General features: G+C 65.9%; 23 protein-coding genes and 1 pseudogene. 17 read left to right on the top strand and 7 right to left on the bottom strand.

Translation table 11 applies throughout. From position 1 onward, the window contains the following. Window positions 1-30 precede the first annotated feature (30 nt). Complete coding sequence (locus IB274_RS01430; protein WP_081519197.1) at window positions 31-240, bottom strand: DUF6316 family protein; 210 nt, start codon at window positions 238-240, stop codon at window positions 31-33. Between the two features lie 292 nt (window positions 241-532). Here IB274_RS01430 and IB274_RS01425 point away from each other — a divergent pair, with 292 nt between their 5' ends. From IB274_RS01425 to IB274_RS01370, 12 genes are all read left to right on the top strand, one after another. Then, complete coding sequence (locus IB274_RS01425) at window positions 533-1171, top strand: peroxiredoxin (protein WP_045212297.1); 639 nt, start codon at window positions 533-535, stop codon at window positions 1169-1171. Between the two features lie 289 nt (window positions 1172-1460). Continuing rightward, on the top strand, window positions 1461-2474 hold the full coding sequence (locus IB274_RS01420) for an aliphatic sulfonate ABC transporter substrate-binding protein (protein ID WP_192430337.1): 1014 nt from the start codon (window positions 1461-1463) through the stop codon (window positions 2472-2474). Between the two features lie 3 nt (window positions 2475-2477). Beyond that, complete coding sequence (locus tag IB274_RS01415; protein ID WP_192430336.1) at window positions 2478-3299, top strand: ABC transporter permease; 822 nt, start codon at window positions 2478-2480, stop codon at window positions 3297-3299. Beyond that, window positions 3299-4051 carry an ABC transporter ATP-binding protein gene (locus IB274_RS01410; RefSeq protein WP_017517646.1) on the top strand — a complete coding sequence of 251 codons (753 nt, stop codon included), beginning with the start codon at window positions 3299-3301 and terminating at the stop codon, window positions 4049-4051. The genes IB274_RS01415 and IB274_RS01410 overlap by 1 nt, the downstream gene beginning before the upstream one ends. A gap of 195 nt (window positions 4052-4246) precedes the next feature. Beyond that, complete coding sequence (gene ssuE / locus IB274_RS01405) at window positions 4247-4840, top strand: NADPH-dependent FMN reductase (protein WP_192430335.1); 594 nt, start codon at window positions 4247-4249, stop codon at window positions 4838-4840. 149 nt (window positions 4841-4989) lie between these two features. Continuing rightward, a complete protein-coding gene (locus IB274_RS01400; RefSeq protein WP_192430334.1) occupies window positions 4990-5955 on the top strand; it encodes a sulfonate ABC transporter substrate-binding protein in 966 nt (321 codons plus the stop codon). A 161-nt stretch (window positions 5956-6116) separates the two neighbouring features. After that, complete coding sequence (gene ssuD, locus IB274_RS01395) at window positions 6117-7265, top strand: FMNH2-dependent alkanesulfonate monooxygenase (RefSeq protein WP_192430333.1); 1149 nt, start codon at window positions 6117-6119, stop codon at window positions 7263-7265. 34 nt (window positions 7266-7299) lie between these two features. Next, window positions 7300-8088, top strand: coding sequence for an aliphatic sulfonate ABC transporter permease SsuC (gene ssuC / locus IB274_RS01390; RefSeq protein WP_192430332.1), 789 nt, complete (start codon window positions 7300-7302; stop codon window positions 8086-8088). Then, window positions 8085-8912: an aliphatic sulfonates ABC transporter ATP-binding protein gene (gene ssuB / locus IB274_RS01385; protein ID WP_192430331.1), complete on the top strand. Its 828-nt coding sequence runs from the start codon at window positions 8085-8087 to the stop codon at window positions 8910-8912. Before ssuC ends, ssuB begins: the two co-directional genes overlap by 4 nt. Before the next feature lie 39 nt (window positions 8913-8951). Further along, complete coding sequence (locus tag IB274_RS01380; RefSeq protein ID WP_017517652.1) at window positions 8952-9167, top strand: TOBE domain-containing protein; 216 nt, start codon at window positions 8952-8954, stop codon at window positions 9165-9167. A gap of 176 nt (window positions 9168-9343) precedes the next feature. After that, entirely contained in the window at window positions 9344-9763 is a 420-nt protein-coding gene (locus IB274_RS01375; RefSeq protein WP_192430330.1) for an MAPEG family protein, read from the top strand. A gap of 93 nt (window positions 9764-9856) precedes the next feature. Then, window positions 9857-10816, top strand: a complete 960-nt coding sequence (locus IB274_RS01370) for a DMT family transporter (RefSeq protein ID WP_192430329.1) — start codon at window positions 9857-9859, stop codon at window positions 10814-10816. 232 nt (window positions 10817-11048) lie between these two features. Here the strand turns inward: IB274_RS01370 and aqpZ are convergent, their stop codons facing one another. From aqpZ to IB274_RS01350, 4 genes are all read right to left on the bottom strand, one after another. Continuing rightward, window positions 11049-11729: an aquaporin Z gene (gene aqpZ, locus IB274_RS01365; protein ID WP_192430328.1), complete on the bottom strand. Its 681-nt coding sequence runs from the start codon at window positions 11727-11729 to the stop codon at window positions 11049-11051. A gap of 162 nt (window positions 11730-11891) precedes the next feature. After that, complete coding sequence (locus IB274_RS01360) at window positions 11892-12515, bottom strand: NAD(P)H-dependent oxidoreductase (RefSeq protein WP_192430327.1); 624 nt, start codon at window positions 12513-12515, stop codon at window positions 11892-11894. Further along, on the bottom strand, window positions 12508-13902 hold the full coding sequence (locus IB274_RS01355; protein WP_192430326.1) for a class II fumarate hydratase: 1395 nt from the start codon (window positions 13900-13902) through the stop codon (window positions 12508-12510). Before IB274_RS01355 ends, IB274_RS01360 begins: the two co-directional genes overlap by 8 nt. 121 nt (window positions 13903-14023) lie before the next feature. After that, window positions 14024-15037 (bottom strand): DUF2804 domain-containing protein, encoded by a 1014-nt coding sequence (locus IB274_RS01350; protein WP_192430325.1) that lies wholly within the window; start codon window positions 15035-15037, stop codon window positions 14024-14026. A 121-nt stretch (window positions 15038-15158) separates the two neighbouring features. Between IB274_RS01350 and IB274_RS01345 the strand changes: the two are divergent. The 5 genes and pseudogenes from IB274_RS01345 to IB274_RS01325 all read left to right on the top strand — a co-directional run bounded on the left by IB274_RS01345 (window position 15159) and on the right by IB274_RS01325 (window position 19642). Beyond that, window positions 15159-15717, top strand: a pseudogene (locus IB274_RS01345) (DUF2059 domain-containing protein). Between the two features lie 52 nt (window positions 15718-15769). Beyond that, a complete protein-coding gene (locus tag IB274_RS01340; protein WP_192430324.1) occupies window positions 15770-16078 on the top strand; it encodes a BolA family protein in 309 nt (102 codons plus the stop codon). A gap of 203 nt (window positions 16079-16281) precedes the next feature. Continuing rightward, a complete protein-coding gene (locus tag IB274_RS01335) occupies window positions 16282-17217 on the top strand; it encodes a rhodanese-related sulfurtransferase (RefSeq protein ID WP_192430323.1) in 936 nt (311 codons plus the stop codon). A 3-nt stretch (window positions 17218-17220) separates the two neighbouring features. Beyond that, a complete protein-coding gene (locus tag IB274_RS01330) occupies window positions 17221-17856 on the top strand; it encodes a DsbA family protein (RefSeq protein WP_192430322.1) in 636 nt (211 codons plus the stop codon). After that, a complete protein-coding gene (locus IB274_RS01325; protein WP_192430321.1) occupies window positions 17849-19642 on the top strand; it encodes an ABC transporter ATP-binding protein in 1794 nt (597 codons plus the stop codon). Before IB274_RS01330 ends, IB274_RS01325 begins: the two co-directional genes overlap by 8 nt. On the opposite strand, the gene IB274_RS01320 is transcribed toward IB274_RS01325, so the two are convergent. Both IB274_RS01320 and IB274_RS01315 read right to left on the bottom strand, forming a co-directional pair. Continuing rightward, window positions 19643-20530 (bottom strand): class I SAM-dependent methyltransferase, encoded by an 888-nt coding sequence (locus IB274_RS01320; protein ID WP_192430320.1) that lies wholly within the window; start codon window positions 20528-20530, stop codon window positions 19643-19645. Window positions 20531-20653: 123 nt separating this feature from the next. Beyond that, complete coding sequence (locus tag IB274_RS01315) at window positions 20654-21742, bottom strand: helix-turn-helix transcriptional regulator (RefSeq protein WP_225614614.1); 1089 nt, start codon at window positions 21740-21742, stop codon at window positions 20654-20656. Window positions 21743-22068: the final 326 nt, after the last annotated feature.

Genomic DNA, 22068 nt, shown 5'->3' with positions numbered 1-22068 from the left:
GGGGTTCGTGTGTCCAGGACCTGGAGGAGATCAGCGTCCGACGCGGGCGAACAGGTCGGAGGCCTGCTGCATGCGGGTGATGTAAAGCATCACCTCACGCTCGGCATCGAAGCGCGTGAAGTAAGGGCCTTCCAGCGTTCCCTCGCGGGTGGAGAAGAAGTACTGACCATTGACCGCGCTGATGCGATCACTGCGGTAATGGGTGGCCGCCTGGCCGTCGCCGACGCGTTGTCCCAACATGAGCTGACCTCCCGAACGAAAGGATTAATTGAATCGAGTGTATGTCGCAAAGGCCCGCCGTGCCTGGGCCACGGAGGAATGGCGACGAACGGCAGCCAATCGTTTCAACGATGAAACACTCGACTGGGTGGGCTTCACGTTCCCTTGACTATGCTCAGTGTCCGGCGGCGGTCGCCGCCGCGCAGGGTCGAGAAAAGATGATTTTTTCGGTTATAAGAAAATCAAAATATATTCTTTTTAATGCGTAAAGACCTTGTGCATAGTGGTCACCAACACGAACAAGGAGAGACCCATGAGCTTGCGACTCGGCGACATCGCCCCCGACTTCGAACAGGAATCCAGCGAAGGACGCATCCGTTTCCATGAATGGCTCGGCAACAGCTGGGGTGTTCTGTTCTCCCACCCGGCCGACTTCACCCCGGTATGCACCACCGAGCTGGGCCTGACCGCCAAGCTCAAGGACCAGTTCGCCGCCAAGGGCGTGAAGGTGATCGCCCTGTCCGTCGACCCGGTGGACTCCCACGTGAAGTGGATCGAAGACATCAACGAGACCCAGAACACCGTGGTCAACTTCCCGATCATCGCCGACGCCGACCGCAAGGTGTCCGAGCTGTATGACCTGATCCACCCCAACGCCAACGACACCCTCACCGTGCGTTCGCTGTTCGTCATCGACCCGAACAAGAAGGTGCGCCTGACCATCACCTACCCGGCGAGCACCGGGCGCAACTTCAACGAGATCCTGCGCGTCATCGACTCGCTGCAGCTCACCGACAACCACAAGGTCGCAACGCCCGGCAACTGGCAGGATGGCGACGACGTGGTGATCGTGCCCTCGCTCAAGGACGAGGAAGAGATCAAGCAGCGTTTCCCCAAGGGCTACCGTGCGATCAAGCCTTACCTGCGTCTGACGCCGCAACCCAACAAGTGATCCGAAGCGGCTGCGCGTCGGCCAGCCTGCGTTGCCAGCGACAGCGAGATGCTCATGTGCTGTAGCACACTCCGCTCTCCCTGCCGCTGGCGCCTTGCCTGGCTCTAGCTCGCGCGCTCCGGAGGCCGAAGTTTCAACCTCGAGCGGAAATAGGACCGGTTCGTTGGCCCATTTTTTATCTTTCATGCGCGGACCACGCCGCGCTTTTTTATTCAACCTTCACGTATCCAACTTCTGACTTGCCCGCCAAACGGGAAGAAGACGTCAGCCCACGCCAAGGAGAACGACCATGGGTCATTCCACCTGGCGCCGCAGCCTGGCCGTCGCTCTTCTCGCGAGCCTGCCGATCGGCGCCTACAACAGCCCCGCCAACGCCGCCGAAGCGCCCAAGGAAGTGCGGCTGGACTACGCCTACTACGCACCCACCAGCCTGGTGCTCAAGCACTTTGGCTATCTGGAAAAGGCCCTCAAGCCGCAAGGCACCGAAGTGCGCTGGGTGTTCAGCCAGGGCAGCAACCGCTCGCTGGAATACCTCAACGCGGGCAGTACGGATTTCGCCTCCACCGCCGGCCTTGCCGCCGTGCTCAGCCGCGCCAATGGCAGCCCGCTGAAGACCGTGTACATCGCCAGCCGCCCGGAGTGGACCGCGCTGGTGGTGCCCAAGGACTCGCCCCTCAAGTCGGTGGCCGACCTCAAGGGCAAGAAAATCGCCGCCACCAAGGGCACCGACCCCTATCTGTTCCTGCTGCGCAGCCTGCAGCAGGCGGGTCTGGACAAGAATGACGTGGAGATTGTCCACCTGCAGCACCCGGACGGCCGCGCCGCGCTGGAGCAGGGCAGGGTGGACGCCTGGGTCGGCCTCGATCCGCATATGGCCGCCAGCGAGCTGCAGGCCGGTTCGCGGCTGCTGTACCGCAATGTCGACTTCAACAGCTACGGCGTGCTCAGCGTCACCGAGAAATTCGAGAAGGAGCAGCCGGCGCTGATCAAGCAGGTCATCGCCGCCTATGAAGAGGCGCGTCAGTGGGCCGTGGCGCATCCGGAGGAGACCGCCAAGCTGCTCGCCGAGGAAGCCAAGCTGCCGCTGGAAGTGGCGAAGCTGCAACTCTCGCGCACCGACTTCAGCAAGCCGCTGCCGGGCGCCGAGCAGGTGGCCGCGCTGAAGGCTGCCGCACCGATCCTGCTGGGCGAGCAACTGGTGCGTCCGGGAACCGACGTCACTGCCGTGGTCGATCAACTGATCGCACCGCAACTGGCCGGTGAAGTGATCGGCAAACCCGCCGTCGCCAAGGCAGGGCAATAATCCATGCCAACCCAGAGCCTGCCCCTGGCCCGCCAGCACCGCGCACTGAAATTGCGCTGGCCGCGGCTGAGCTGGCGCGCCTGGCTGGTGCCGCTGCTGCTGTGCGCGACGCTGGAGCTGTCGGTGCGCGTCGGCTGGCTGGCCGAGCACCAGATGCCGGCGCCCAGCAGCGTTGCGCTGACCCTCTGGCAACTGGCCCAGGGCGAGCTCTGGAAACATGTCGCCGCCAGCCTGGCGCGAGTCGCCGCCGGCTTCCTTATCGGTGCCGCGGCGGCCGTGCTGATCGGCACTTGGGTGGGCCTGAGTCAGCGCGCCGAGGCCTATCTGGAACCCACCTTCCAGGCGCTGCGGGCCATTCCCAGCCTGGCCTGGGTGCCCTTGCTGCTGCTCTGGCTGGGCATCGACGAAACCCCGAAGATCGTGCTGATCGCCCTCGGCGCCTTCTTCCCCGTGTACCTCTCGCTGGTGGCCGGCGTGCGCAACGTCGACCGCAAGTGGGTGGAGCTGGGCCGGCTTTATCACCTCTCGTCCTTCGCCCTGGTGCGGCGCATCCTCCTGCCGGCGGCGTTGCCGAGCTTGTTCACCGGCCTGCGCGGCGCGCTGAGCCTGAGCTGGATGTTCCTCGTCGCCGCCGAACTGATCGCCGCCACCCGCGGCCTGGGCTACCTGCTCAGCGACGGTCGGGAAACCTCGCGGCCGGACATCGTCATTGCCGCCATCCTGGTGCTGGCGGTGCTCGGTAAGCTCAGCGACAGCCTTCTCAGGGCGCTGGAGCAACGCGCGCTGGCCTGGCGCGATACCTTCCTGGGCAATGGAGACAACTGATGAGCGCCTTGCTGGAACTGCGTGATATCCGCAAGAGCTTTTCCGGCGTGCGAGTGCTCGACGACGTGAGTCTGAGCCTGGCGCCGGGCGAGGTGGTCAGCCTGCTCGGCCCCAGCGGTTGTGGAAAAAGTACGCTGCTGCGCATCGCAGCCGGGCTGGACGACGAGTTCGCCGGCTCGCTGGAGCGCAACCCGCTGTTGGGGTTCGGCCCGGACGGCGACACCGGTCGCGGCGGCGGTGGCGTCGGCGTGGTATTCCAGGAGCCGCGCCTGCTGCCCTGGCTCACGGTGGCGCAGAACATCGGCTTCGCCGACGGCTGGCTGGCCGACGATCACCGCATCGAGCACCTGCTGCGCGACGTGGGGCTGGAGGGCAAGGGTGACCTGCTGCCCAAGCAACTCTCTGGGGGTATGGCCCAACGCGCGGCCATCGCTCGTGGTCTCTATGGCCGGCCGCAGGTGTTGTTGCTGGACGAACCTTTCAGCGCGGTGGACGCTTTCACCCGCATCCGTCTGCAGGACCTGATCCAGCAACTGGCGCTGGAGTACGACATCAGCATCCTGCTGGTCACCCACGACCTCGACGAAGCCTTCTACCTCAGCGACCGCGTTCTGTTGCTGGGCGGCACACCCAGCCGCCTGCGTCGCGAATTCCCCGTTCCGCTGCCGCGCCCGCGTGACCGTCGAGCGGTGGAACTGGCCTTCCTGCGCGGCGAAGCGCTGACCGAGCTGCACCAGTCCCACGTCATCTGACGCCTGCCAATCCCCCGATCTGCACACCCTGCCCGCGATCCGCGTGCGGGGTGCATGTCGTTTGATCTAACTAAAACGCATAACTAAATGAATAAATACCATTTATTGGAATATGAGAAGGGCTGTTAAGGTCTATGCATATTGGTTAGCAGGCCGGCATTTGTACCGGCCTGATCGTTATAAGGAAGCGTGCAGATGTATGTAGTCACCCTTGCCGGCAGCCCGAGCCAGCGTTCCCGTTCCGGTGTCCTCCTGGACGTCGCGCGGAACTGGCTGCATGCCCACGGCGCAGAGGTGCGCTCCTACAGCGTGCACGATTTCCCGGCCGAAGACCTGCTGCACGCGCGCTTCGACAGCCCGCGGGTAGTCGAACTGATCGAGCAGGTGCTGCGCGCCGACGGCCTGGTGATTTCCACCCCTGTGTACAAGGCGTCCATCGCCGGTGCGCTGAAGGTGATTCTCGACCTGCTGCCGGAGCGGGCACTGGCGCACAAGGTGGTGCTGCCCCTGGCTACTGGCGGTAGCAATGCGCACATGCTGGCGGTGGACTACGCACTCAAGCCAGTCCTCGCTGCGTTGAAGGCCCAGGAAACCCTGCACGGCGTGTTCGCCGAGGAGAGCCAGGTGCAATACCCCGAGGGCAATACCCCGGCGCGCCTGGAGCCGACTCTCGAACACCGACTGCTGGAATCCCTGGAACAGTTCCACGGTGCCCTCGCGCGCCGCCCGAAACCCATTGACCCGAACCTGCTCAACGAACGGCTGATCAACGCCCGCTGGAGCATCTGACCGACACATTCAACGCAGGCGAACGCCCAGCCCCAACCCGGCAAGCGTCCCCCGCGGATTACCACTGCGTTTAAACCAATAGATGGCCCTCACCGTCCCGACAACGGGACCGCAGGTCCGGCAAGCACACTCGATAAAGGAGCACTCCCATGCGGACACTCACTTTGCGTAGTGGACTGGCGGCCCTGCTGATCGCGGCCCTGTCCTACAACGCCCAGGCAGACGAACAACCCGGTACCGTGCGTATCGGCTACCAGAAGTACGGCACCCTGGTGCTGCTCAAGGCCCGTGGCACGCTGGAGAAGCGCCTGGCCGAGCAGGGCGTCAAGGTGCAGTGGACCGAATTCCCCGGCGGCCCGCAGCTGCTCGAAGGCCTGAATGTCGGCAGCATCGACTTCGGCGTCACCGGCGAAACTCCGCCGGTGTTCGCCCAGGCCGCTGGCGCCGATCTGGTCTATGTCGCGCACGAACCGCCGGCGCCGACCAGCGAAGCGATCCTGCTGCCCAAGGATTCGCCGATCAAATCCGTGGCCGAGCTCAAAGGCAAGAAGGTCGCCCTGAACAAGGGGTCCAACGTGCACTACCTGCTGGTGCGCGCCCTGGAGAAGGCTGGCCTGAAATACACCGACATCCAGCCCGTGTACCTGCCGCCGGCCGACGCCCGCGCCGCCTTCGAACGCGGTAGCGTAGATGCCTGGGTGATCTGGGACCCGTACCAGGCCGCCGCCGAGAAGCAACTTTCCGCCCGCACCCTGGTGGACGGCACCGGCCTTGTGGATAACCACCAGTTCTACCTCGCGACCCGCCCCTACGCGAACAACCACCCGCAGGTGATCACCACCCTGATCGACGAAGTGCGCTCGGTCGGCGAGTGGTCGCAGCAGAATCCGCAGCAGGTCACCGACCAGGTCGCGCCGCTGCTCGGCCTGCCGGCAGACATCACCTTCACCGCCGTGAAACGCCAGGGCTACGGCGCCCAGCCGATCACCCCCGACGTCACCGCTGCGCAACAGAAAATTGCCGACACCTTCACCGACCTGAAGCTGATTCCCAAGAAGCTGAGCATCAAGGACGTGGTCTGGACGGCTCCGGCCAAGGTCGCCACTGCCCAGTGACATACCTGTAGGAGCGAGCTTGCTCGCGAACCCGCCCAGCTCCAGGGCTGCCGGGTAGTCCGTTCGCGAGCAAGCTCGCTCCTACGAAAAAAACGCCCCGTACACGAATCCCATCATCGCGCGGCTACGCCACGCCGGCGCGCTTATCTGGAGTTACTGCGATGAGTCTCAACATCTTCTGGTTCCTGCCGACCCACGGCGACGGCCATTACCTGGGCACCGCCGAAGGCGCCCGCGCCGTGGACCACGGTTATCTGCAACAGGTCGCCCAGGCCGCCGACCGCCTCGGTTTTGGCGGCGTGCTGATCCCCACCGGCCGCTCCTGCGAGGACTCCTGGCTGGTAGCCGCCTCCTTGATCCCAGTAACCCAGCGCCTGAAATTCCTGGTCGCCCTGCGCCCGGGCATCATTTCCCCGACCGTGGCCGCTCGCCAGGCCGCAACCCTTGACCGGCTCTCCGGCGGGCGCGCGCTGTTCAACCTGGTGACTGGTGGCGATCCAGACGAACTGGCCGGTGACGGTCTGCACCTGAGCCACGCCGAGCGCTACGAAGCCTCGGTCGAGTTCACCCGCATCTGGCGCCGCGTGCTGGAAGGCGAGACTGTCGACTACGACGGCAAGCACCTTCAGGTGAAGGGCGCCAAGCTGCTCTATCCGCCGATCCAGCAGCCGCGTCCGCCGCTGTATTTCGGTGGCTCTTCCGATGCGGCCCAGGACCTCGCCGCTGAGCAGGTCGAGCTGTACCTGACCTGGGGCGAGCCGCCGGCCGCTGTCGCCGAGAAGATCGCCCAGGTGCGCGAGAAGGCTGCCAAGCAGGGCCGCAGCGTGCGCTTCGGCATCCGCCTGCATGTGATCGTCCGCGAGACCAACGAGGAAGCCTGGCAGGCCGCCGACCGACTGATTTCCCACCTGGACGATGAGACCATCGCCCGCGCCCAGGCTTCGCTGGCGCGCTTCGATTCCGTCGGCCAGCAACGCATGGCCGCCCTGCATGGCGGCAACAAGGACAACCTGGAAGTCAGCCCCAACCTCTGGGCCGGCGTCGGCCTGGTGCGTGGCGGCGCAGGCACCGCGCTGGTGGGCGACGGTCCGACCGTGGCGGCGCGCGTGAAGGAGTACGCGGACCTCGGCATCGATACCTTCATCTTCTCCGGCTATCCGCACCTGGAAGAGTCCTACCGGGTCGCCGAACTGCTCTTCCCGCATCTGGACCTCGCTCAGGCGCAGGCACCGCAGGCGCGTGGCTACGTCAGCCCGTTCGGCGAGATGGTCGCCAACGACATCCTGCCGAAACAGGCGTCTGCCAGCTGACTCCCGTAGCGACCGAAGAATCCGGAGAGATGAGATGAGCGTTACCAACAACCTTGCCCAGCGCCTCGCGCCCTGGGCATTGCCGGTAGGCCTGGTGGTCATCTGGCAGCTGGCGGTGGAATTCGGCTGGCTGTCCAGCCGCATCCTCCCAGCGCCCAGCGCCGTGGCCGAAGCTGGCTATCACCTGGTGGTCAGCGGCGAGCTTTGGCAGCACTTGGCGATCAGCACCTGGCGCGCCGCTGTCGGCTTCGTCATCGGCGGCAGTATCGGCCTCGTGCTGGGCCTGATTACCGGCCTGTCGAAATGGGGCGAGCGCTTCCTCGACAGTTCTGTGCAGATGATCCGCAACGTGCCGCACCTGGCGCTGATCCCGTTGGTGATCCTGTGGTTCGGCATCGACGAGTCGGCGAAGATATTCCTGGTCGCCCTCGGCACGCTGTTCCCGATCTACCTCAACACCTACCACGGCATTCGCAACATCGATCCGGGCCTGCTGGAAATGTCGCGCAGCTACGGGCTATCCGGCTTTGCGCTGTTCCGCCAGGTGATCCTGCCCGGCGCGCTGCCCTCGATCCTCGTCGGCGTGCGCTTCGCCCTGGGCTTCATGTGGCTGACCCTGATCGTCGCCGAAACCATCTCCGCCAACTCTGGCATCGGTTATCTGGCGATGAATGCCCGGGAGTTCCTGCAGACCGACGTGGTGGTGCTGGCGATCCTCCTCTACGCCGTGCTCGGCAAGCTCGCCGACCTCGCCGCCCGCGGCCTGGAACGCGTCTGGCTGCGCTGGCACCCGGCTTATCAGGTCAAGGGAGGTGCGGCATGAACGCAGTAAATCCTCTGTCTCAAAAGCAGCTTCCCCAGCAGCTCAAGAAAGGCATTCCGCTGGCACTGGAAAACGTGCGCAAGCGCTTCGGCGACCGCGAAGTGCTCAAGGGCATCGACCTGCGGATTCCCGCTGGCCAGTTCGTCGCCATTGTCGGTCGCAGCGGCTGCGGCAAGAGCACCCTGCTGCGTCTGCTGGCCGGGCTCGATGAAGCCAGCGACGGTCATTTGCTGGCTGGCTCCGCGCCGCTGGAAAGCGCCCGCGAGGAAACCCGCCTGATGTTCCAGGATTCGCGCCTGCTGCCTTGGAAGCGGGTGATCGACAACGTCGGCCTGGGCCTCAAGGGCGACTGGCGTCCGAAAGCGCTGGAAGCGCTGGCAGCGGTGGGATTGTCCGACCGCGCCAACGAGTGGCCGGCGGCTTTGTCCGGCGGCCAGAAGCAGCGCGTGGCCCTGGCTCGTGCGCTGATCCACCAGCCGCGCCTGCTGCTGCTCGACGAGCCGCTGGGCGCGCTGGATGCCCTGACCCGCATCGAGATGCAGCAGCTGATCGAGAACCTCTGGCAGCAGCATGGCTTCACCGTGCTGCTGGTCACCCACGACGTCGCCGAGGCGGTCGCCATCGCCGACCGGGTGATCCTCATCGAGGACGGCGAGATCGGCCTGGACCTCAATGTCGAACTGCACCGACCGCGCGCCCGTGGTTCGGCGAGGCTCGCCGCGCTGGAAGCCGAAGTGCTCGAACGCGTGCTGTCGCTGCCGGCCCAGCCGCCCGAGCCGGAACCTGTTTCCCCACTGCCCACGCAATTGCGCTGGGCGCTTTGAACCCACAGTGAATACCCGATTCTCCCAAGGAGCTACGCCATGACCATCAAAGCCATCAACGTCCGCAACCAGTTCAAAGGCACCATCAAGGAGATCGTCGAAGGCGATGTGCTGTCGGAAATCGACGTGCAGACCGCCGCCGGCATCGTGACCTCGGTGATCACCACCCGTTCCGTGAAGGAGCTGGAGCTGGCCATCGGCAGCGAAGTGATCGCCTTCGTGAAATCCACCGAGGTTTCCATCGCCAAGCTGTAAATGCTGCGCTGGAAAAGAACGGGCAGTCTGGCGACGGGCTGCCCGTTTTCTTTTGCGAGTATGGCGTCGGGCTGGACGACAGGCTCTGCCCACCTTTGCGCCGGCGATTCATGGCTAGAGCAATTGCTCTACTTTCTCTAGACTCCGCTCAAACCAACAAGAGAAAGGAGTCCCGCATGTCCCTGAGTCCCTCTGCCTTCGCGTTGCTCGGCCTGGTCGCCTGGACCGTGCTGCTGGTCCTGCTGGTGGTTAATCAGCGCGGCCTCCTGGTGATGTCCGGCCGCATGAAGGTCAACGTCTTCGCCGCTGACGGCAGCAACACCCCTGGCACCTTCGGCCAGCGCCTGGTGCGCGCCCACGCCAACTGCGTGGAGAACGTGCCGTTGTTCTGCGCCGTGCTGCTGTACGCCATGGTCACCCAGCAGACAGTGATCACCGATCCGCTGGCGCCGACCCTGCTGGTGGCGCGCATCGTCCAATCGGTGGTGCACCTGCTCAGCACCTCCGCGCTGGCGGTTTGGGTGCGCTTCGCCGCCTTCTTCGTCCAGCTGATCATCCTGATCTGGTGGCTGCTGCGCCTCTCGACCCTGATCTGAGCGGCGACCGGAACAGTTGCGCAGGCCAACTGTTCCTATGGGGCGATACCGCCATGACTTAGCATGGCGGACCGCACACGCGTCGAGGCTCCCATGCACGTTTCATCCGGCCGCTGGCAATTCGGCCTGTTCCTTGCCCTGGTCACCGCCGTCCTGTGGGGCATCCTGCCGATCAAGCTCAAGGAAGTCCTGAAGGTCATGGACCCGATCACCGTCACCTGGTTTCGCCTGGTGGTGTCCGGTGGCCTGCTGTTCATCTACCTGGGCCTCACCCGCCAGTTGCCGCGCTTCTCGCCGCTGGGCAAGCGCGGCAAGGGATTGGTGCTGGTCGCCATCCTCGGCCTGACCGGCAACTACGTCTGCTACCTGATCGGCCTGCGCCTGCTAACGCCGGGGACCACGCAACTGGTGATCCAGATCGCGCCGATCCTCCTGCTGCTGGGCAGCCTGTTCGTCTTCAAGGAAAGCTTCAGCATCGGCCAGGCGCTCGGCCTTGCGGTGCTGGTCTTTGGTTTCGGGCTGTTCTTCAACCAGCGCCTGGCCGAGTTGTTCGGGTCCCTCGGCGAGTACACCACCGGTGTGCTCATCGTGGTCTTCGCCGCCTTCATCTGGACCTTCTATGGCCTGGCGCAGAAACAGCTGCTGACCCAGTGGACCTCGGTGCAGGTGATGATGGTGATCTACCTGGGCTGCGGCGCGCTGCTCACGCCCTGGGCGCATCCGCTGGAGGCGCTGGACCTGTCGCCGCTGCAGGGCTGGCTGCTGCTGGCCTGCTGCCTGAACACCCTGGTGGCCTACGGCGCCTTCGCCGAGGCGCTGGCGCACTGGGAGGCGTCGCGGGTCAGCGCGACCCTGGCGATCACGCCGCTGGTGACCTTCGCCTCGGTGGCGCTGGCTGCCTCGCTGTGGCCGGAGTTCGTGCCGCCCGAAGAGCTCAATGGCCTGGCTTATCTCGGCGCGCTGCTGGTGGTCAGCGGCTCGGCGCTCACCGCGCTGGCCCCTTCGCTGCTGCGTAGCTACCGCGCGCGACGCTCGCGCATGGCTGACGTCTGAGTCGGCGGTCAACGATGGATAACGCCGCTGGCGTTATCCTCCCTACGGCATTGGAAGTCTATCCGATGGGCCGGCGAAGAAACTGTAGGAGCGAGCTTGCTCGCGAACAGATTTCCCGGCGGCACCGAAGCCGGGCGGGTTCGCGAGCAAGCTCGCTCCTACAACTCCGGCAAGGCTGAACACCAACGAAAACGGGCGCCCGAAGGCGCCCGTTTTCTTGTCACAGCAAGGTTCAGTCGTTGGAGGGACGAACCAGACGGTAGGCCAGTGCACCGATCACGCCGCCAGCCAGCGGGGCAACCCAGAACAGCCACAGCTGCTTCATGAACAGCGGGTCGGCGAAGATCGCCACGCCCAGGCTGCGCGCCGGGTTAACCGAAGTGTTGGTCAGCGGGATGCTGATCAGGTGGATCAGCGCCAGGGTCAGGCCGATGGCCAGCGGGGCGAAGCCTGCCGGCGCGATCTTGTCGGTGGCGCCCATGATCACGAACAGGAAGAACGCGGTCATCAGCACTTCGATCATTAGCGCGGACTGCAGGCTGTAGCCGCTCGGCGAGCCTTCGGCGTAACCGTTGGCGGCGAAGCCGGTCAGCGGGTCGAAGCCGGCCTTGCCGGTGGCGATCAGGTACAGGGCGCCGCCGGCGAGAACGCCGCCGATGCACTGGGCGATGATGTACGGCACCAGCTCAGCGGTGCGGAAGCGGCCGCCGGCCCACAGGCCGAGGCTGACAGCGGGGTTCAGGTGGCACCCGGAGATCGGGCCGATGGCATAGGCCATGGTTACGACCGTCAGACCAAAGGCCAGGGCGACACCCAGCACGCCGATGGCGTGGGCCGCGAAGATGGCGCTGCCGCAACCACCGAACACCAGCCAGAAAGTGCCGATCATTTCGGCGGAGAGTTTGCGAAGCATGCTGCCTCCAGAGGCAAGAGGAACCCCGGATTGGGGCGTGGGCATGCTAGGGAAGTGGTGGTTGGGTGCGATGTAGGGCGTTTCCCAAGGCGTGGGGAATGCCTTCTGAATGGAGTGTCGACGGCAGGGCGGATTACGCATCAAGCGCAACCCGCCGTCCCTTCACACCTGTGTGCCCAACTGCTCCGCCCGGCGCAGCCAGCCCTGCCGCTGCTCCTCGCCGGAGCCGCGCACCGGGCTGAATTCCTCCAGTTGGTGCAGGGCGATGCCGCAGGGCGCGAGGATGCAGCGGGTCATCTGCCGGTGAGCTGGGGCGCCCTGGCGCAGGCGGTAGTGCCAGTGGGTCTGGTCATGGCTGACCAGCAGGTCGGCGCTGCGGCCGCCCAGCAGTGGCTCGAACTCGCGGGACTCCAGCGAGCGATAGCGGAAGGCGAAACCCGGCTGCAGTACGCGGTCGAAGAAGCCCTGCAGCAGCGCCGGCAGGCCGCCCCACCAGATCGGGTAGACGAACACGAGGTGCTGCGCCCAGTGGATCTGCCGCTGGGCTTCGAGCACGTCCGGCTCTAGGTTCTGGCTCTGTTCGTAGCCGCCGCGCAGCACCGGGTCGAAGTTCATCTCGCCGAGCTTGAGCGTGTGCACCACATGGCCCTTTGCGCGGGCGCCGTGGGCGTAGGCCTCGGCCACTGCATGGCAGAAGCCGCCGGGCTTGGGTGAACCCAGCACCAGCAGCACGCGCTTGCCGTCGCCCTCGATCGGTGTGGCGCCGGAGCGGGTCGGCTCAACCATTCTGCCCGGCCTCCAGCATCGTCTCCGGGCGCACCCACTGGTCGAATTCGGCGTCGGTCAGGTAGCCCAGCTCCAGCGCGGCTTCGCGCAGGGTCTTGCCCTCTGCGTAGGCCTTCTTGGCGATCTCGGCGGCCTTGTCGTAGCCGATGTGCGGATTCAGCGCGGTCACCAGCATCAGGCCGCGGTCGAGGTGCTCGCGCATCTTCGCCGCGTCCGGCTCCATGCCGGCGACGCAGTGGGTATTGAAGTTGCGGCAGCCGTCGGCCAGCAGGCGCGCGGATTCCAGCAGGTTGTGGATGATGACCGGCTTGTAGACGTTGAGCTGCAGGTGGCCCTGGCTGGCGGCGAAGGTGATTGCCGCGTCGTTGCCGAAGACCTGGCAGGCGAGCATCGACAGCGCCTCGCACTGGGTCGGGTTGACCTTGCCGGGCATGATCGAGGAGCCAGGCTCGTTGGCCGGCAGCTTCACCTCGGCAAACCCCGCGCGCGGGCCTGAACCGAGTAGGCGCAGGTCGTTGGCGATCTTCATCAGTGCCACGGCGAGGGTCTTCATGGCGCCGGCCAGGGTCACCAGAGGCTCATGGCCTGCGAGGGCGGCGAACTTGTTCGGCGCGGAGACGAAGGGCAGGCCGGAGAGGTCGGCCAGCTCGGCCGCGATAGCGTCGGCGAACTCCTTCGGAGCGTTCAGCCCGGTACCGACGGCGGTGCCGCCCTGGGCCAACTCGTAGACCGCCGGTAGCGCCGCGCGCAGGGCGCGCTCGGCGTAGTCCAGCTGGGCGACGAACGCGGAAAGCTCCTGGCCGAAGGTGACCGGTGTGGCGTCCATCAGGTGCGTGCGCCCGGTCTTCACCAGATTGGCGTGGCGCGCGGCCTGCTGGGCGAGGCCGCCGCTGAGTTCGGCGATGGCCGGCAGCAGGTCGTGCTGTACCGCTTGTGCGGCGGCGATGTGCATGGCGGTGGGGAAGCTGTCGTTGGAACTCTGTGCGCGGTTCACGTGGTCGTTGGGGTGCACCGGCTTCTTGCCGCCGCGGCCGTTGCCGGCGATCTCGTTGGCGCGCCCGGCGATGACCTCGTTGACGTTCATGTTGCTCTGGGTGCCGCTGCCGGTCTGCCAGACCACCAGCGGGAACTGGTCGTCATGCTCGCCTGCCAGCACTTCGTCGGCGGCTTCCTCGATCAGGCTGGTGATGTTCTCCGGCAGTTCGCCCAGTTGCGCGTTGACCCGCGCGGCGGCCTTCTTGATCAGCACCAGGGCGTGCACCACGGCCAGCGGCATGCGCTGCCCGCCGATGGCGAAGTTTTGCAGCGAGCGCTGGGTCTGCGCGCCCCAGTAGGCGTCGTCGGGGACTTCGATGGGGCCGAGGCTGTCGGTTTCGGTGCGGCTCATGGTGCTTCTCCGGAAAAGGGTCTCGGCCAGTTTAGGCCGCTACGAGGCTTCCGGGTTCCACTCTGGCTCAATGGCCGTGATAGAGCGGTTTGGATGGCGTGCGAGGCTCACGGACAGGCAGTTACCAACGAGCGTGCGTGGAGCCGACCCAGCCCAGTGCGCCATTGACCGGTACCAGGTCGCCCTCGGCGCTGCGCAGCGAGCCGTCGAAGCGGCCGAACCACTGGCAGGTCTCGGCAAACAGCGGGCCCAGGCGCGGGCAGGCGCGGTGCAGCTTGCGGGGGGTGAAGATGAGGTCGACGCGCTCATCGCTGCTGTTCAACTGCCAGGGTGACAGCGGGTCGTGCGGGGACTGACGGATATCCACAGGGCCGTCCAGGGCCTGCAGCTCGCCGCCGAACCACAGGGCGTTCTCGCTCAGGTGGCTGTTTTCCGTCCAGCCGGCGCCGAAGTTGCCGGCGATGCCACCGGGTGCGGCAAAGGCGGCGCGGGTCCATTGGGTATTGAACGGCCAGACGCCGCGGCCGAAATCCAACGCGGCGAAGCTCTGGCCCTCGGTGCAGCGGTAGGTCTTGTTGCCGAGGGTGAGACTTCCACTGATCGGCAGGCCCATCTGCCGACTGCAGGCGTGGAAGCACTTACCGCCCATGGGCACCACCAGATTGACCGACTCCAGGTGCGCCGGACGCTGTACTTCCAGGGAGAGGTTCAGCGGCTGGCCGCCCAGGTTCGGCGCGCAGGCGGTGATGCGCAGCTGACCGGGCTGCTCGTCGAAGCCCAGGCGCAGTTGGCCGTGTTCGAAGCCATGGGTCTGGTTCGGCGTGTCCGGCAGGTGGCAGCCCAGGCCGAAGGGGCTGAACTGGGTGCGGTGCACTGACCGTCCGGTTTCCAGATCGAGGAAGTACACGGCGCCGTAGCCCAGGTAGTCGAGGTCGGCAATGGTGATCGAGAGCATCCAGCCCGGCGCGTTGATGCACCAGTGGTTCCAGCGCTTGCGCCGGCCGGCGTTGCCGGAAAGCTGGCAGAGCGTCTGCGGCCGCGACGACCAGCCCACGGCCGAACTGTTCAGGCGGCCGCGTGCATCGCACAGGGGCGGCGCGGCGGCGAGCGTCGGCGGGTGGGTGAGGGTGTTCATCGGTCACATCCATGTGGCAACGCGCCGCAGCATGACGTTTCATGAACTGTCCTACAAGAGAAGCCGGTCACTTCCATGTCATTTGGCACTCTCTTGAGCACATTCCGAACTTAGGCGCAGAATGGCGGGTCCCACCCGGACACCCTTCAGACTCACAGGACTGCCCCATGACCGTTCTTCGTTCCCTCTGCACCGCAGCACTTCTGGTTGGCTTCAGTTCCGTGGCACTGGCTGACGCCAACGCCGAGGCGGAGAAATTCCTCAAGCAGGTCCATGCCGACAAGCTGACCGTGCCGGTCTACGCGCAAGTCCAGCAGATGCTCGCCCAGCGCTTCGCCCAGGCCAAGGCGCCGGACAGCAAGAAGGCCGTGCTCGACCGCTACCAGGCCAAGGCCAACGCCGAACTGGACCGCGCGGTGGGTTGGGACAAGCTCAAGCCCGAACTGGTCAAGCTCTACACCAGCAACTTCAGCGAATCCGAGCTCAAGCAGCTCAACGATTTCTACGCATCGCCCCTGGGCCGCAAGGTGCTGGAGAAGATGCCGCGCCTGACCGCCGAATCCGCCCAGCTGACCCAGGCCAAACTGCAGACCGCGGTGGAGCCGGTGAACAAGCTGATGGCCGACATGGACAAGGAACTGGGCGTGAAGGCCCCGGCGGCTCCGGCCAAGAAGCCCTGATCGTCCTGATTTCCACCTGCCTGAACCGTACTGACTGCCAGCGAGACCCGACATGAGCATGCGTGACCGACTCCAATCCGCCCTGGGCACCCTCGAACCCCAGCACCTCGAGGTGCTCGACGAGAGCCACATGCACAGCCGCGGACAGGAAACGCACTACAAGGCCGTGATCGTCAGCCCGGCGTTCGCCGGGCTGAACGCGGTGAAGCGGCATCAGAAGGTCTACGCCACGCTCGGCGAGCTGATGGGCCAGATCCACGCCCTCGCCATGCACACCTACACCCCCGAGGAGTGGGCGCAGCAGGGCGCGGCACCGGATTCGCCAACCTGCCGTGGCGGCAGCAAGCATGATCTGCATTGAGAGTCTGATGCACTGATCGGTGGCCGACCAACCGCGTGCGGGGTTCGCCCCGCTCCGGTAGAATGCGACTCCCAGCGCCGGCTTCTGCCGGCGCTGTCATTTTCAGCTGTCGATCAGCTTTCGTTTCCAAACGCTCGTTTCCAAACGTTCGTTCCCAAAGAAGCCCGGTCCGCCCTTTACGCGGGCGACCACTGGAGTGATGCATGACCACCGAAAGAATCGTCGTCGCGGCGTTGTACAAGTTCGTCTCCCTGCCCGACTACGTCGCCCTGCGCGAACCGCTGCTGCAGACCCTGCTGGACAACGGCGTGAAGGGCACCTTGCTGCTCGCCGAGGAAGGCATCAATGGCACCGTCTCCGGCACCCGCGCTGGCATCGACGGCCTGCTCTCCTGGCTGCGCGCCGACCCGCGCCTGGCCGATGTCGACCACAAGGAGTCGTACTGCGACGAGCAGCCCTTCTACCGCACCAAGGTCAAGCTGAAGAAGGAAATCGTCACCCTCGGCGTACCGGGCGTGGACCCGAACGCCAAGGTCGGTACCTACGTCGAGCCTCAGGACTGGAACGCGCTGATCTCGGACCCGGAAGTCCTGCTGATCGACACCCGCAACGACTACGAAGTGGCCATCGGCACCTTCGAGGGCGCCATCGACCCGAAGACCAAGTCGTTCCGCGAGTTTCCCGACTACATCCGCGAGCACTACGACCCGGTGAAACACAAGAAGGTCGCGATGTTCTGCACCGGCGGCATCCGCTGCGAGAAGGCCTCGAGCTTCATGCTCAACGAAGGCTTCGAAGAGGTCTTCCACCTCAAGGGCGGCATCCTCAAGTACCTGGAGGAAGTGCCCGAGGCGCAGACCCTCTGGCGCGGCGACTGTTTCGTGTTCGACAACCGCGTGACCGTGCGCCATGACCTGACCGAAGGCGACTACGATCAGTGCCATGCCTGCCGCAACCCGATCTCTGTCGAGGACCGCGCTTCCGAGCACTACGCCCCCGGTATCAGCTGCCCGCACTGCTGGAACTCGCTGTCGGAGAAGACTCGCGCCAGCGCCCGCGAGCGGCAGAAGCAGATCGAACTGGCGCGCCAGCGTAACCAGCCACATCCCATTGGCCGTGATCCCCGCGCGGAGAACTGATCCATGACCAGCCGCCTGCTCTACGTGATGGACCCGATGTGCTCCTGGTGCTGGGGCTTCGCTCCGGTGGCCGGGAAGCTGGTGGAGCAGGCGCGCGCCGCGGGCGTGCCGCTGGCGTTGGTGATGGGCGGGCTGCGCACGGGGCAGGGCGCCGCGCTGGAGCCGACTACCAAGCGCTACATCCTCGAACACTGGGAAGCGGTGCACCGTGCCACCAACCAGCCGTTCCGCTTCGAAAACGCGCTGCCCGATGGTTTCGTATACGACACCGAGCCGGCCTGCCGGGCCATCGTCACCGCGCGCCGCCTCGATGAAGACTGCGCCTGGGCGCTGGTCGGCGAAATCCAGCATGCCTTCTACGCCGAAGGCCGCGACGTCACACAGGCCAGCGTGCTCACCGAGCTGGCCGAACAGGTCGGCCTGCCGCGCATCGAGTTTGCCGAAGCCTTCGACAGCCAGGACAACCACCTGGCGACCCTGGCCGATTTTTCCTGGGCCCGCGACCTGGGCATCGCCGGCTTCCCCACGCTGTTGGCCGAGCGCGACGGCCAACTGGCCCTGCTGACCAACGGCTACCAGCCGCTGGGCGAACTCGCCCCGTTGCTGGAGCGCTGGCTGGAGCGCGCGCGGCATGCCTGAGCTGGCCGCTGACCGCCTGAGCTGGGCGGAAATTCGCCGGCTTGCTTTCCGTCATCGCAAGGCCCTGCTGCTGGCCAACCTGGTCGCCGTGCTGGCGACCGCCTGCAGCGTACCGATCCCGCTGCTGCTGCCACTGCTGGTCGATGAGGTGCTGCTGGGCAAGGGCGACGCGGCCCTGCAGGTGATGAACCACTGGCTGCCCGAGGGCTGGCACAAACCGGTCGGCTACATCGGCCTGATGCTGCTGGTAACCCTGGTGCTGCGCAGCTGCGCGCTGGTGTTCAACGTGCTGCAGGCCAAGCTGTTCGCGCGGTTGTCCAAGGATGTGGTGTACCGCATCCGCCTGCGCCTGATCGAGCGCCTTAAACGCATCGCTCTGGGCGAGTACGAAACCCTCGGCGGCGGCTCGGTCAGCGCGCACCTGGTGACCGATCTCGACACCCTCGACAAGTTCGTCGGCGATACCCTGAGCCGCTTCCTGGTGGCGCTGCTGACCCTCTGCGGCACCGCCGGCATCCTGATCTGGATGCACTGGAAACTGGCGCTGCTGATCCTGCTGTTCAACCCGCTGGTGATCTTCGCCACGGTGCAGCTGGGCAAGCGCGTGAAGCACCTGAAGAAGCTGGAGAACGACAGCACCTCGCGCTTCACCCAGGCGCTGACCGAAACCCTCGAAGCCATCCAGGAAGTGCGTGCCGGCAACCGCCAGGGCTTCTTCCTCGGCCGTCTCGGCGTGCGCGCTCGCGAAGTGCGCGACTACGCCGTCGCCTCGCAGTGGAAGAGCGATGCCGCCGGGCGCGCCAGCGGGCTGCTGTTCCAGTTCGGCATCGACCTGTTCCGTGCCGCCGCGATGCTCACTGTGCTGTTCTCCGACCTGTCCATCGGCCAGATGCTCGCGGTGTTCAGCTACCTGTGGTTCATGATCGGCCCGGTGGAACAACTGCTCAGCCTGCAATACGCCTACTACGCCGCCGGTGGTGCGCTGACCCGCATCAATGAGCTGCTGGCGCGCGCCGACGAACCGCACTATGAGCACCGCCGCGATCCGTTCGCCGGGCACACCAGCGTCGGCATCCAGGTGCGCGACCTGAGCTTCGCCTATCGCGATGAGCGGGTGCTGGACGACCTCGACCTGGACATCGCCCCCGGCGAGAAGGTTGCCATCGTCGGCGCCAGCGGCGGCGGCAAGAGCACCCTGGTGCAACTGCTGCTGGGCCTCTACCAGCCGCAGTCCGGCAGCATCCGCTACGGCGGCGCGGCGCTGGAGGAGATCGGTCTGGATTGCGTGCGCGAGCATGTGGCCGTGGTACTGCAGCACCCGGCGCTGTTCAACGACACGGTGCGCGCCAACCTGACCATGGGGCGCGAGCGCGGCGACGAAGCCTGCTGGCGCGCGCTGGAAGTAGCGCAGCTGGCGGACACCATCCGCGCCTTGCCGCAGGGACTGGACAGCGTGGTCGGGCGTTCCGGTGTACGTCTCTCCGGCGGCCAGCGGCAGCGCCTGGCGATTGCCCGCATGGTGCTCGCCGAACCCAAGGTGGTGATCCTTGACGAGGCCACGTCCGCCCTCGATGCCGCCACCGAGTACGCCCTGCACCAGGCGCTGGAGCGCTTTCTCGAAGGCCGTACCACGCTGATCATCGCCCACCGCCTGTCCGCGGTGAAACAGGCCGACCGCGTGCTGGTGTTCGACGGCGGGCGTATCGCCGAGGACGGCGACCACCAGCAACTGATCGCCGAAGGCGGGCTCTATGCGCGCCTTTACGGCCACCTGCAGCAGGGCTGATCAGCCGTAGCGGGTGACTTCGAGGAAGGCCACGCAATTGCCCAGGTCGTGGAAGACCCGCGCGCTGCCTATGTCGTTGTAGGGAATGCCCAGCAGGAGGTCGAGCAGGGCAGCATCGTTGCGGTAGTGCGGGCGCCAGTCCAGCAGGCCTTCGAGGTAGGCGATGTCCGGCACGCCGGGGAGGAAGTTGCCCATCAGCAGGCGCCCGCCGGGCAGCAGGCGGGCGAACAGGTTGCGGGTCAGGTCGCGGGCGTCGTGGTCGTCCAGCACCTCGTAGAGGCCCGGCGAGTAGATCAGGTCGAAATGGCAGAGGTCCTGCCGTCCGTAGAACAGGTCGTCCAGGTTGCATTGCTGCGTCTGGACGCCGAGCGCGGCATAGCAGGCCTCCACCGTCTGCAGGGACAGCGCCTGCGCATCCAGCGCGGTGAACTGGCGGAACTGGCCATGGCGCAGCGAGCGCGCCAACTCGGCCTCGCGCAGGTGTCCGCAGCCTACACAAAGAATGCGCGCCTGGCCGCTGAGCTGTTGGCAGCAGCGGTCGATCTCCCGCGCCAGCAGCTGGCGGCGTGAGCGCAGCGCGCGGGATGCCGGCGCCGAGCTGGCGTAGCGGAACAACTCCTCGGTAGGCCCGTCGGGCAGCAGCGAGCGCAGGGTGCTGTCGATGCCGTAGAGGTAGTCCATCAGCACGGCGTTGCCGGCACCTTCCCCCATCGGCCGTTCGCGGCGCCGGGGGAAGGGCACCACGCGCGGGGCTTCGGCCGGCGGCGCGCTGCCGGTGGCGAGCGCCAGCAGGTCGGTCTCGTCGTCCCGGAGGTGACGCAGCTGCTGTTCGAGTTGCTCGATGGCTTCGGTTAGCGAGTTCGGATTCTGCTGGGTGCCGTTGTCCATGCCGTCCACCTGGGATACCGCTCAGTGATGAGAAAGCGCCACCGGCCTTGCCGGTGATCCGTCCAACACCTTAGGAGCCGGTTGGCCCCGGGCCATCATCTGAATGAATGACGACGCGAAAATTCAGCGCTGCCCGAGCCGCACCAGCAGGCTGACCAGTTCGGCCTGGCGGCTGGTGTGGGTCTTGCGGAACAACGCACGCAGTTGGCTGCGCACCGTATTGATCGAAGTGCCAAGCTGGTCGGTACACTGTTCGGGCGTCAGCCCGCGGACCAGCAGGTCGCCCAGGCGCTGTTCGGCCGGGGTGAGGCCGAACAGTTCGCCCAGCAGGCGGCTCTGGCGGTGCGCGTCGAGCAGCGCCAGCAGCACCAGCGGGCGCTGGAAAGGTTGGTTGAAACTGGCTTCGGCGGGCACTGGCGTGACCAGCAGTTCCTGCCCGCTGCCATCGCCCAGCGGCAGCCAGCCGGCCTTGCCCTTGCCCTTGCCGGCGCTGGGCGCGGCGTGGCGTACCAGGGCCTGGAGTTTCGCGTCGTGCTGGCGGCAGTGCAGGCGGCCGAAAACCTCATGGAACAGCCCGCCGCGCAGCCCGAGCCGCTGTTGCGCGGCCTGGTTGGCGTAGAGCACGCGGGCGTTGCCTTCGAGCAGCCACAGCGGGGTGGGGTGCTGGTCCAGCAGCAGGTCGCGGTGGGCCAACTGCTGGCGCATCTCGTCGATGCGCCCGAACATCCGTGCGGCGCGGATCAGGTGTTCGCTCAGACGGGTCAGCAAGGTCTGTTCCTGCGGACCGGGGTAGCGTGCGCCGAGGCTGGTCAGCACTGACAGGTAGACGCCGGAATTGGCCTGCTCGTTTAGCTTCAGGCACGACACGTTGTGCATGCCGTTGGGGCGCTGGAACTCCTGATAGTAAGGGTCGCGGGCCATGCGCTGCGGGCCGTACTCCTCGCGGTCGTGATACCAGTGGCCGACCGGGCGGTGGAGCATGAAACCCTTGGACGGGTCGATGGTGCAGAACTCGCGGTTGTAGGTCTCGATGGCGCCGGGGTCGCAGAGGTTGATTTCGCTGGCCAGCGCACCGCTCTCGGTCTGGTCCCAGAACAGTAGGGCACCCTGCTGGCGGCCACTGGCGCAGATCAGCTCGGTGAGCAGCGGCAGCCAGTTGGCTTCGTCGAGCACGCACTCGTAAGTCAGGCCCACCAGCCGGTCGTACCGCATGTCCATATCCCGCCGTGGCATGGCCGCTCCGTCGGTTGCTCGCTTTTCTTTGCAAATTGCACGACAGAGGTATGGCACATGGCCTTGACTGTCGCAAGGCCGCTGATCGTTCGCTCTCAAAGGAGCGGTCGGATAGCGATAAAGGGCGTTTCGCCCAGTAAAAACGCAGTTTTCCGCCGGACGGCGGGACTTCGGACGCCCAGGCTCGCACCGGCGGTTTGAGGAATTCCCGTGATCGGCTAGAAGTTAAGGAAGGGGCGGCCTGATAGAAAAGTCCCAGGGCGAGCCTTCACCGCACCCCGTGGCCTGCCAGAAATTCAAAGAAG

The organism is Pseudomonas sp. PDM18, assembly GCF_014852585.1.
Taxonomy (GTDB): domain Bacteria; phylum Pseudomonadota; class Gammaproteobacteria; order Pseudomonadales; family Pseudomonadaceae; genus Pseudomonas.
The sequence above is the reverse complement of the archived record's forward strand: the minus strand, read 5'-3'. Positions and strand labels throughout refer to the sequence as shown.

Bases quoted from the DNA above. Each gene is read 5' to 3' on its own strand.
- IB274_RS01415 (WP_192430336.1), top strand. From the start codon at position 2,478: ATGCCAACCCAGAGCCTGCCCCTGGCCCGCCAGCACCGCGCACTGAAA.
- ssuC (WP_192430332.1), top strand. From the start codon at position 7,300: ATGAGCGTTACCAACAACCTTGCCCAGCGCCTCGCGCCCTGGGCATTG.
- IB274_RS01370 (WP_192430329.1), top strand. From the start codon at position 9,857: ATGCACGTTTCATCCGGCCGCTGGCAATTCGGCCTGTTCCTTGCCCTG.
- IB274_RS01380 (WP_017517652.1), top strand. From the start codon at position 8,952: ATGACCATCAAAGCCATCAACGTCCGCAACCAGTTCAAAGGCACCATC.
- IB274_RS01375 (WP_192430330.1), top strand. From the start codon at position 9,344: ATGTCCCTGAGTCCCTCTGCCTTCGCGTTGCTCGGCCTGGTCGCCTGG.
- IB274_RS01400 (WP_192430334.1), top strand. From the start codon at position 4,990: ATGCGGACACTCACTTTGCGTAGTGGACTGGCGGCCCTGCTGATCGCG.
- ssuD (WP_192430333.1), top strand. From the start codon at position 6,117: ATGAGTCTCAACATCTTCTGGTTCCTGCCGACCCACGGCGACGGCCAT.
- aqpZ (WP_192430328.1), bottom strand. From the start codon at position 11,729: ATGCTTCGCAAACTCTCCGCCGAAATGATCGGCACTTTCTGGCTGGTG.
- IB274_RS01360 (WP_192430327.1), bottom strand. From the start codon at position 12,515: ATGGTTGAGCCGACCCGCTCCGGCGCCACACCGATCGAGGGCGACGGC.
- IB274_RS01420 (WP_192430337.1), top strand. From the start codon at position 1,461: ATGGGTCATTCCACCTGGCGCCGCAGCCTGGCCGTCGCTCTTCTCGCG.
- IB274_RS01350 (WP_192430325.1), bottom strand. From the start codon at position 15,037: ATGAACACCCTCACCCACCCGCCGACGCTCGCCGCCGCGCCGCCCCTG.
- IB274_RS01330 (WP_192430322.1), top strand. From the start codon at position 17,221: ATGACCAGCCGCCTGCTCTACGTGATGGACCCGATGTGCTCCTGGTGC.
- IB274_RS01325 (WP_192430321.1), top strand. From the start codon at position 17,849: ATGCCTGAGCTGGCCGCTGACCGCCTGAGCTGGGCGGAAATTCGCCGG.
- IB274_RS01430 (WP_081519197.1), bottom strand. From the start codon at position 240: ATGTTGGGACAACGCGTCGGCGACGGCCAGGCGGCCACCCATTACCGC.
- IB274_RS01340 (WP_192430324.1), top strand. From the start codon at position 15,770: ATGAGCATGCGTGACCGACTCCAATCCGCCCTGGGCACCCTCGAACCC.
- IB274_RS01425 (WP_045212297.1), top strand. From the start codon at position 533: ATGAGCTTGCGACTCGGCGACATCGCCCCCGACTTCGAACAGGAATCC.
- IB274_RS01335 (WP_192430323.1), top strand. From the start codon at position 16,282: ATGACCACCGAAAGAATCGTCGTCGCGGCGTTGTACAAGTTCGTCTCC.
- IB274_RS01355 (WP_192430326.1), bottom strand. From the start codon at position 13,902: ATGAGCCGCACCGAAACCGACAGCCTCGGCCCCATCGAAGTCCCCGAC.
- IB274_RS01315 (WP_225614614.1), bottom strand. From the start codon at position 21,742: ATGCGGTACGACCGGCTGGTGGGCCTGACTTACGAGTGCGTGCTCGAC.
- ssuE (WP_192430335.1), top strand. From the start codon at position 4,247: ATGTATGTAGTCACCCTTGCCGGCAGCCCGAGCCAGCGTTCCCGTTCC.
- IB274_RS01410 (WP_017517646.1), top strand. From the start codon at position 3,299: ATGAGCGCCTTGCTGGAACTGCGTGATATCCGCAAGAGCTTTTCCGGC.
- ssuB (WP_192430331.1), top strand. From the start codon at position 8,085: ATGAACGCAGTAAATCCTCTGTCTCAAAAGCAGCTTCCCCAGCAGCTC.
- IB274_RS01320 (WP_192430320.1), bottom strand. From the start codon at position 20,530: ATGGACAACGGCACCCAGCAGAATCCGAACTCGCTAACCGAAGCCATC.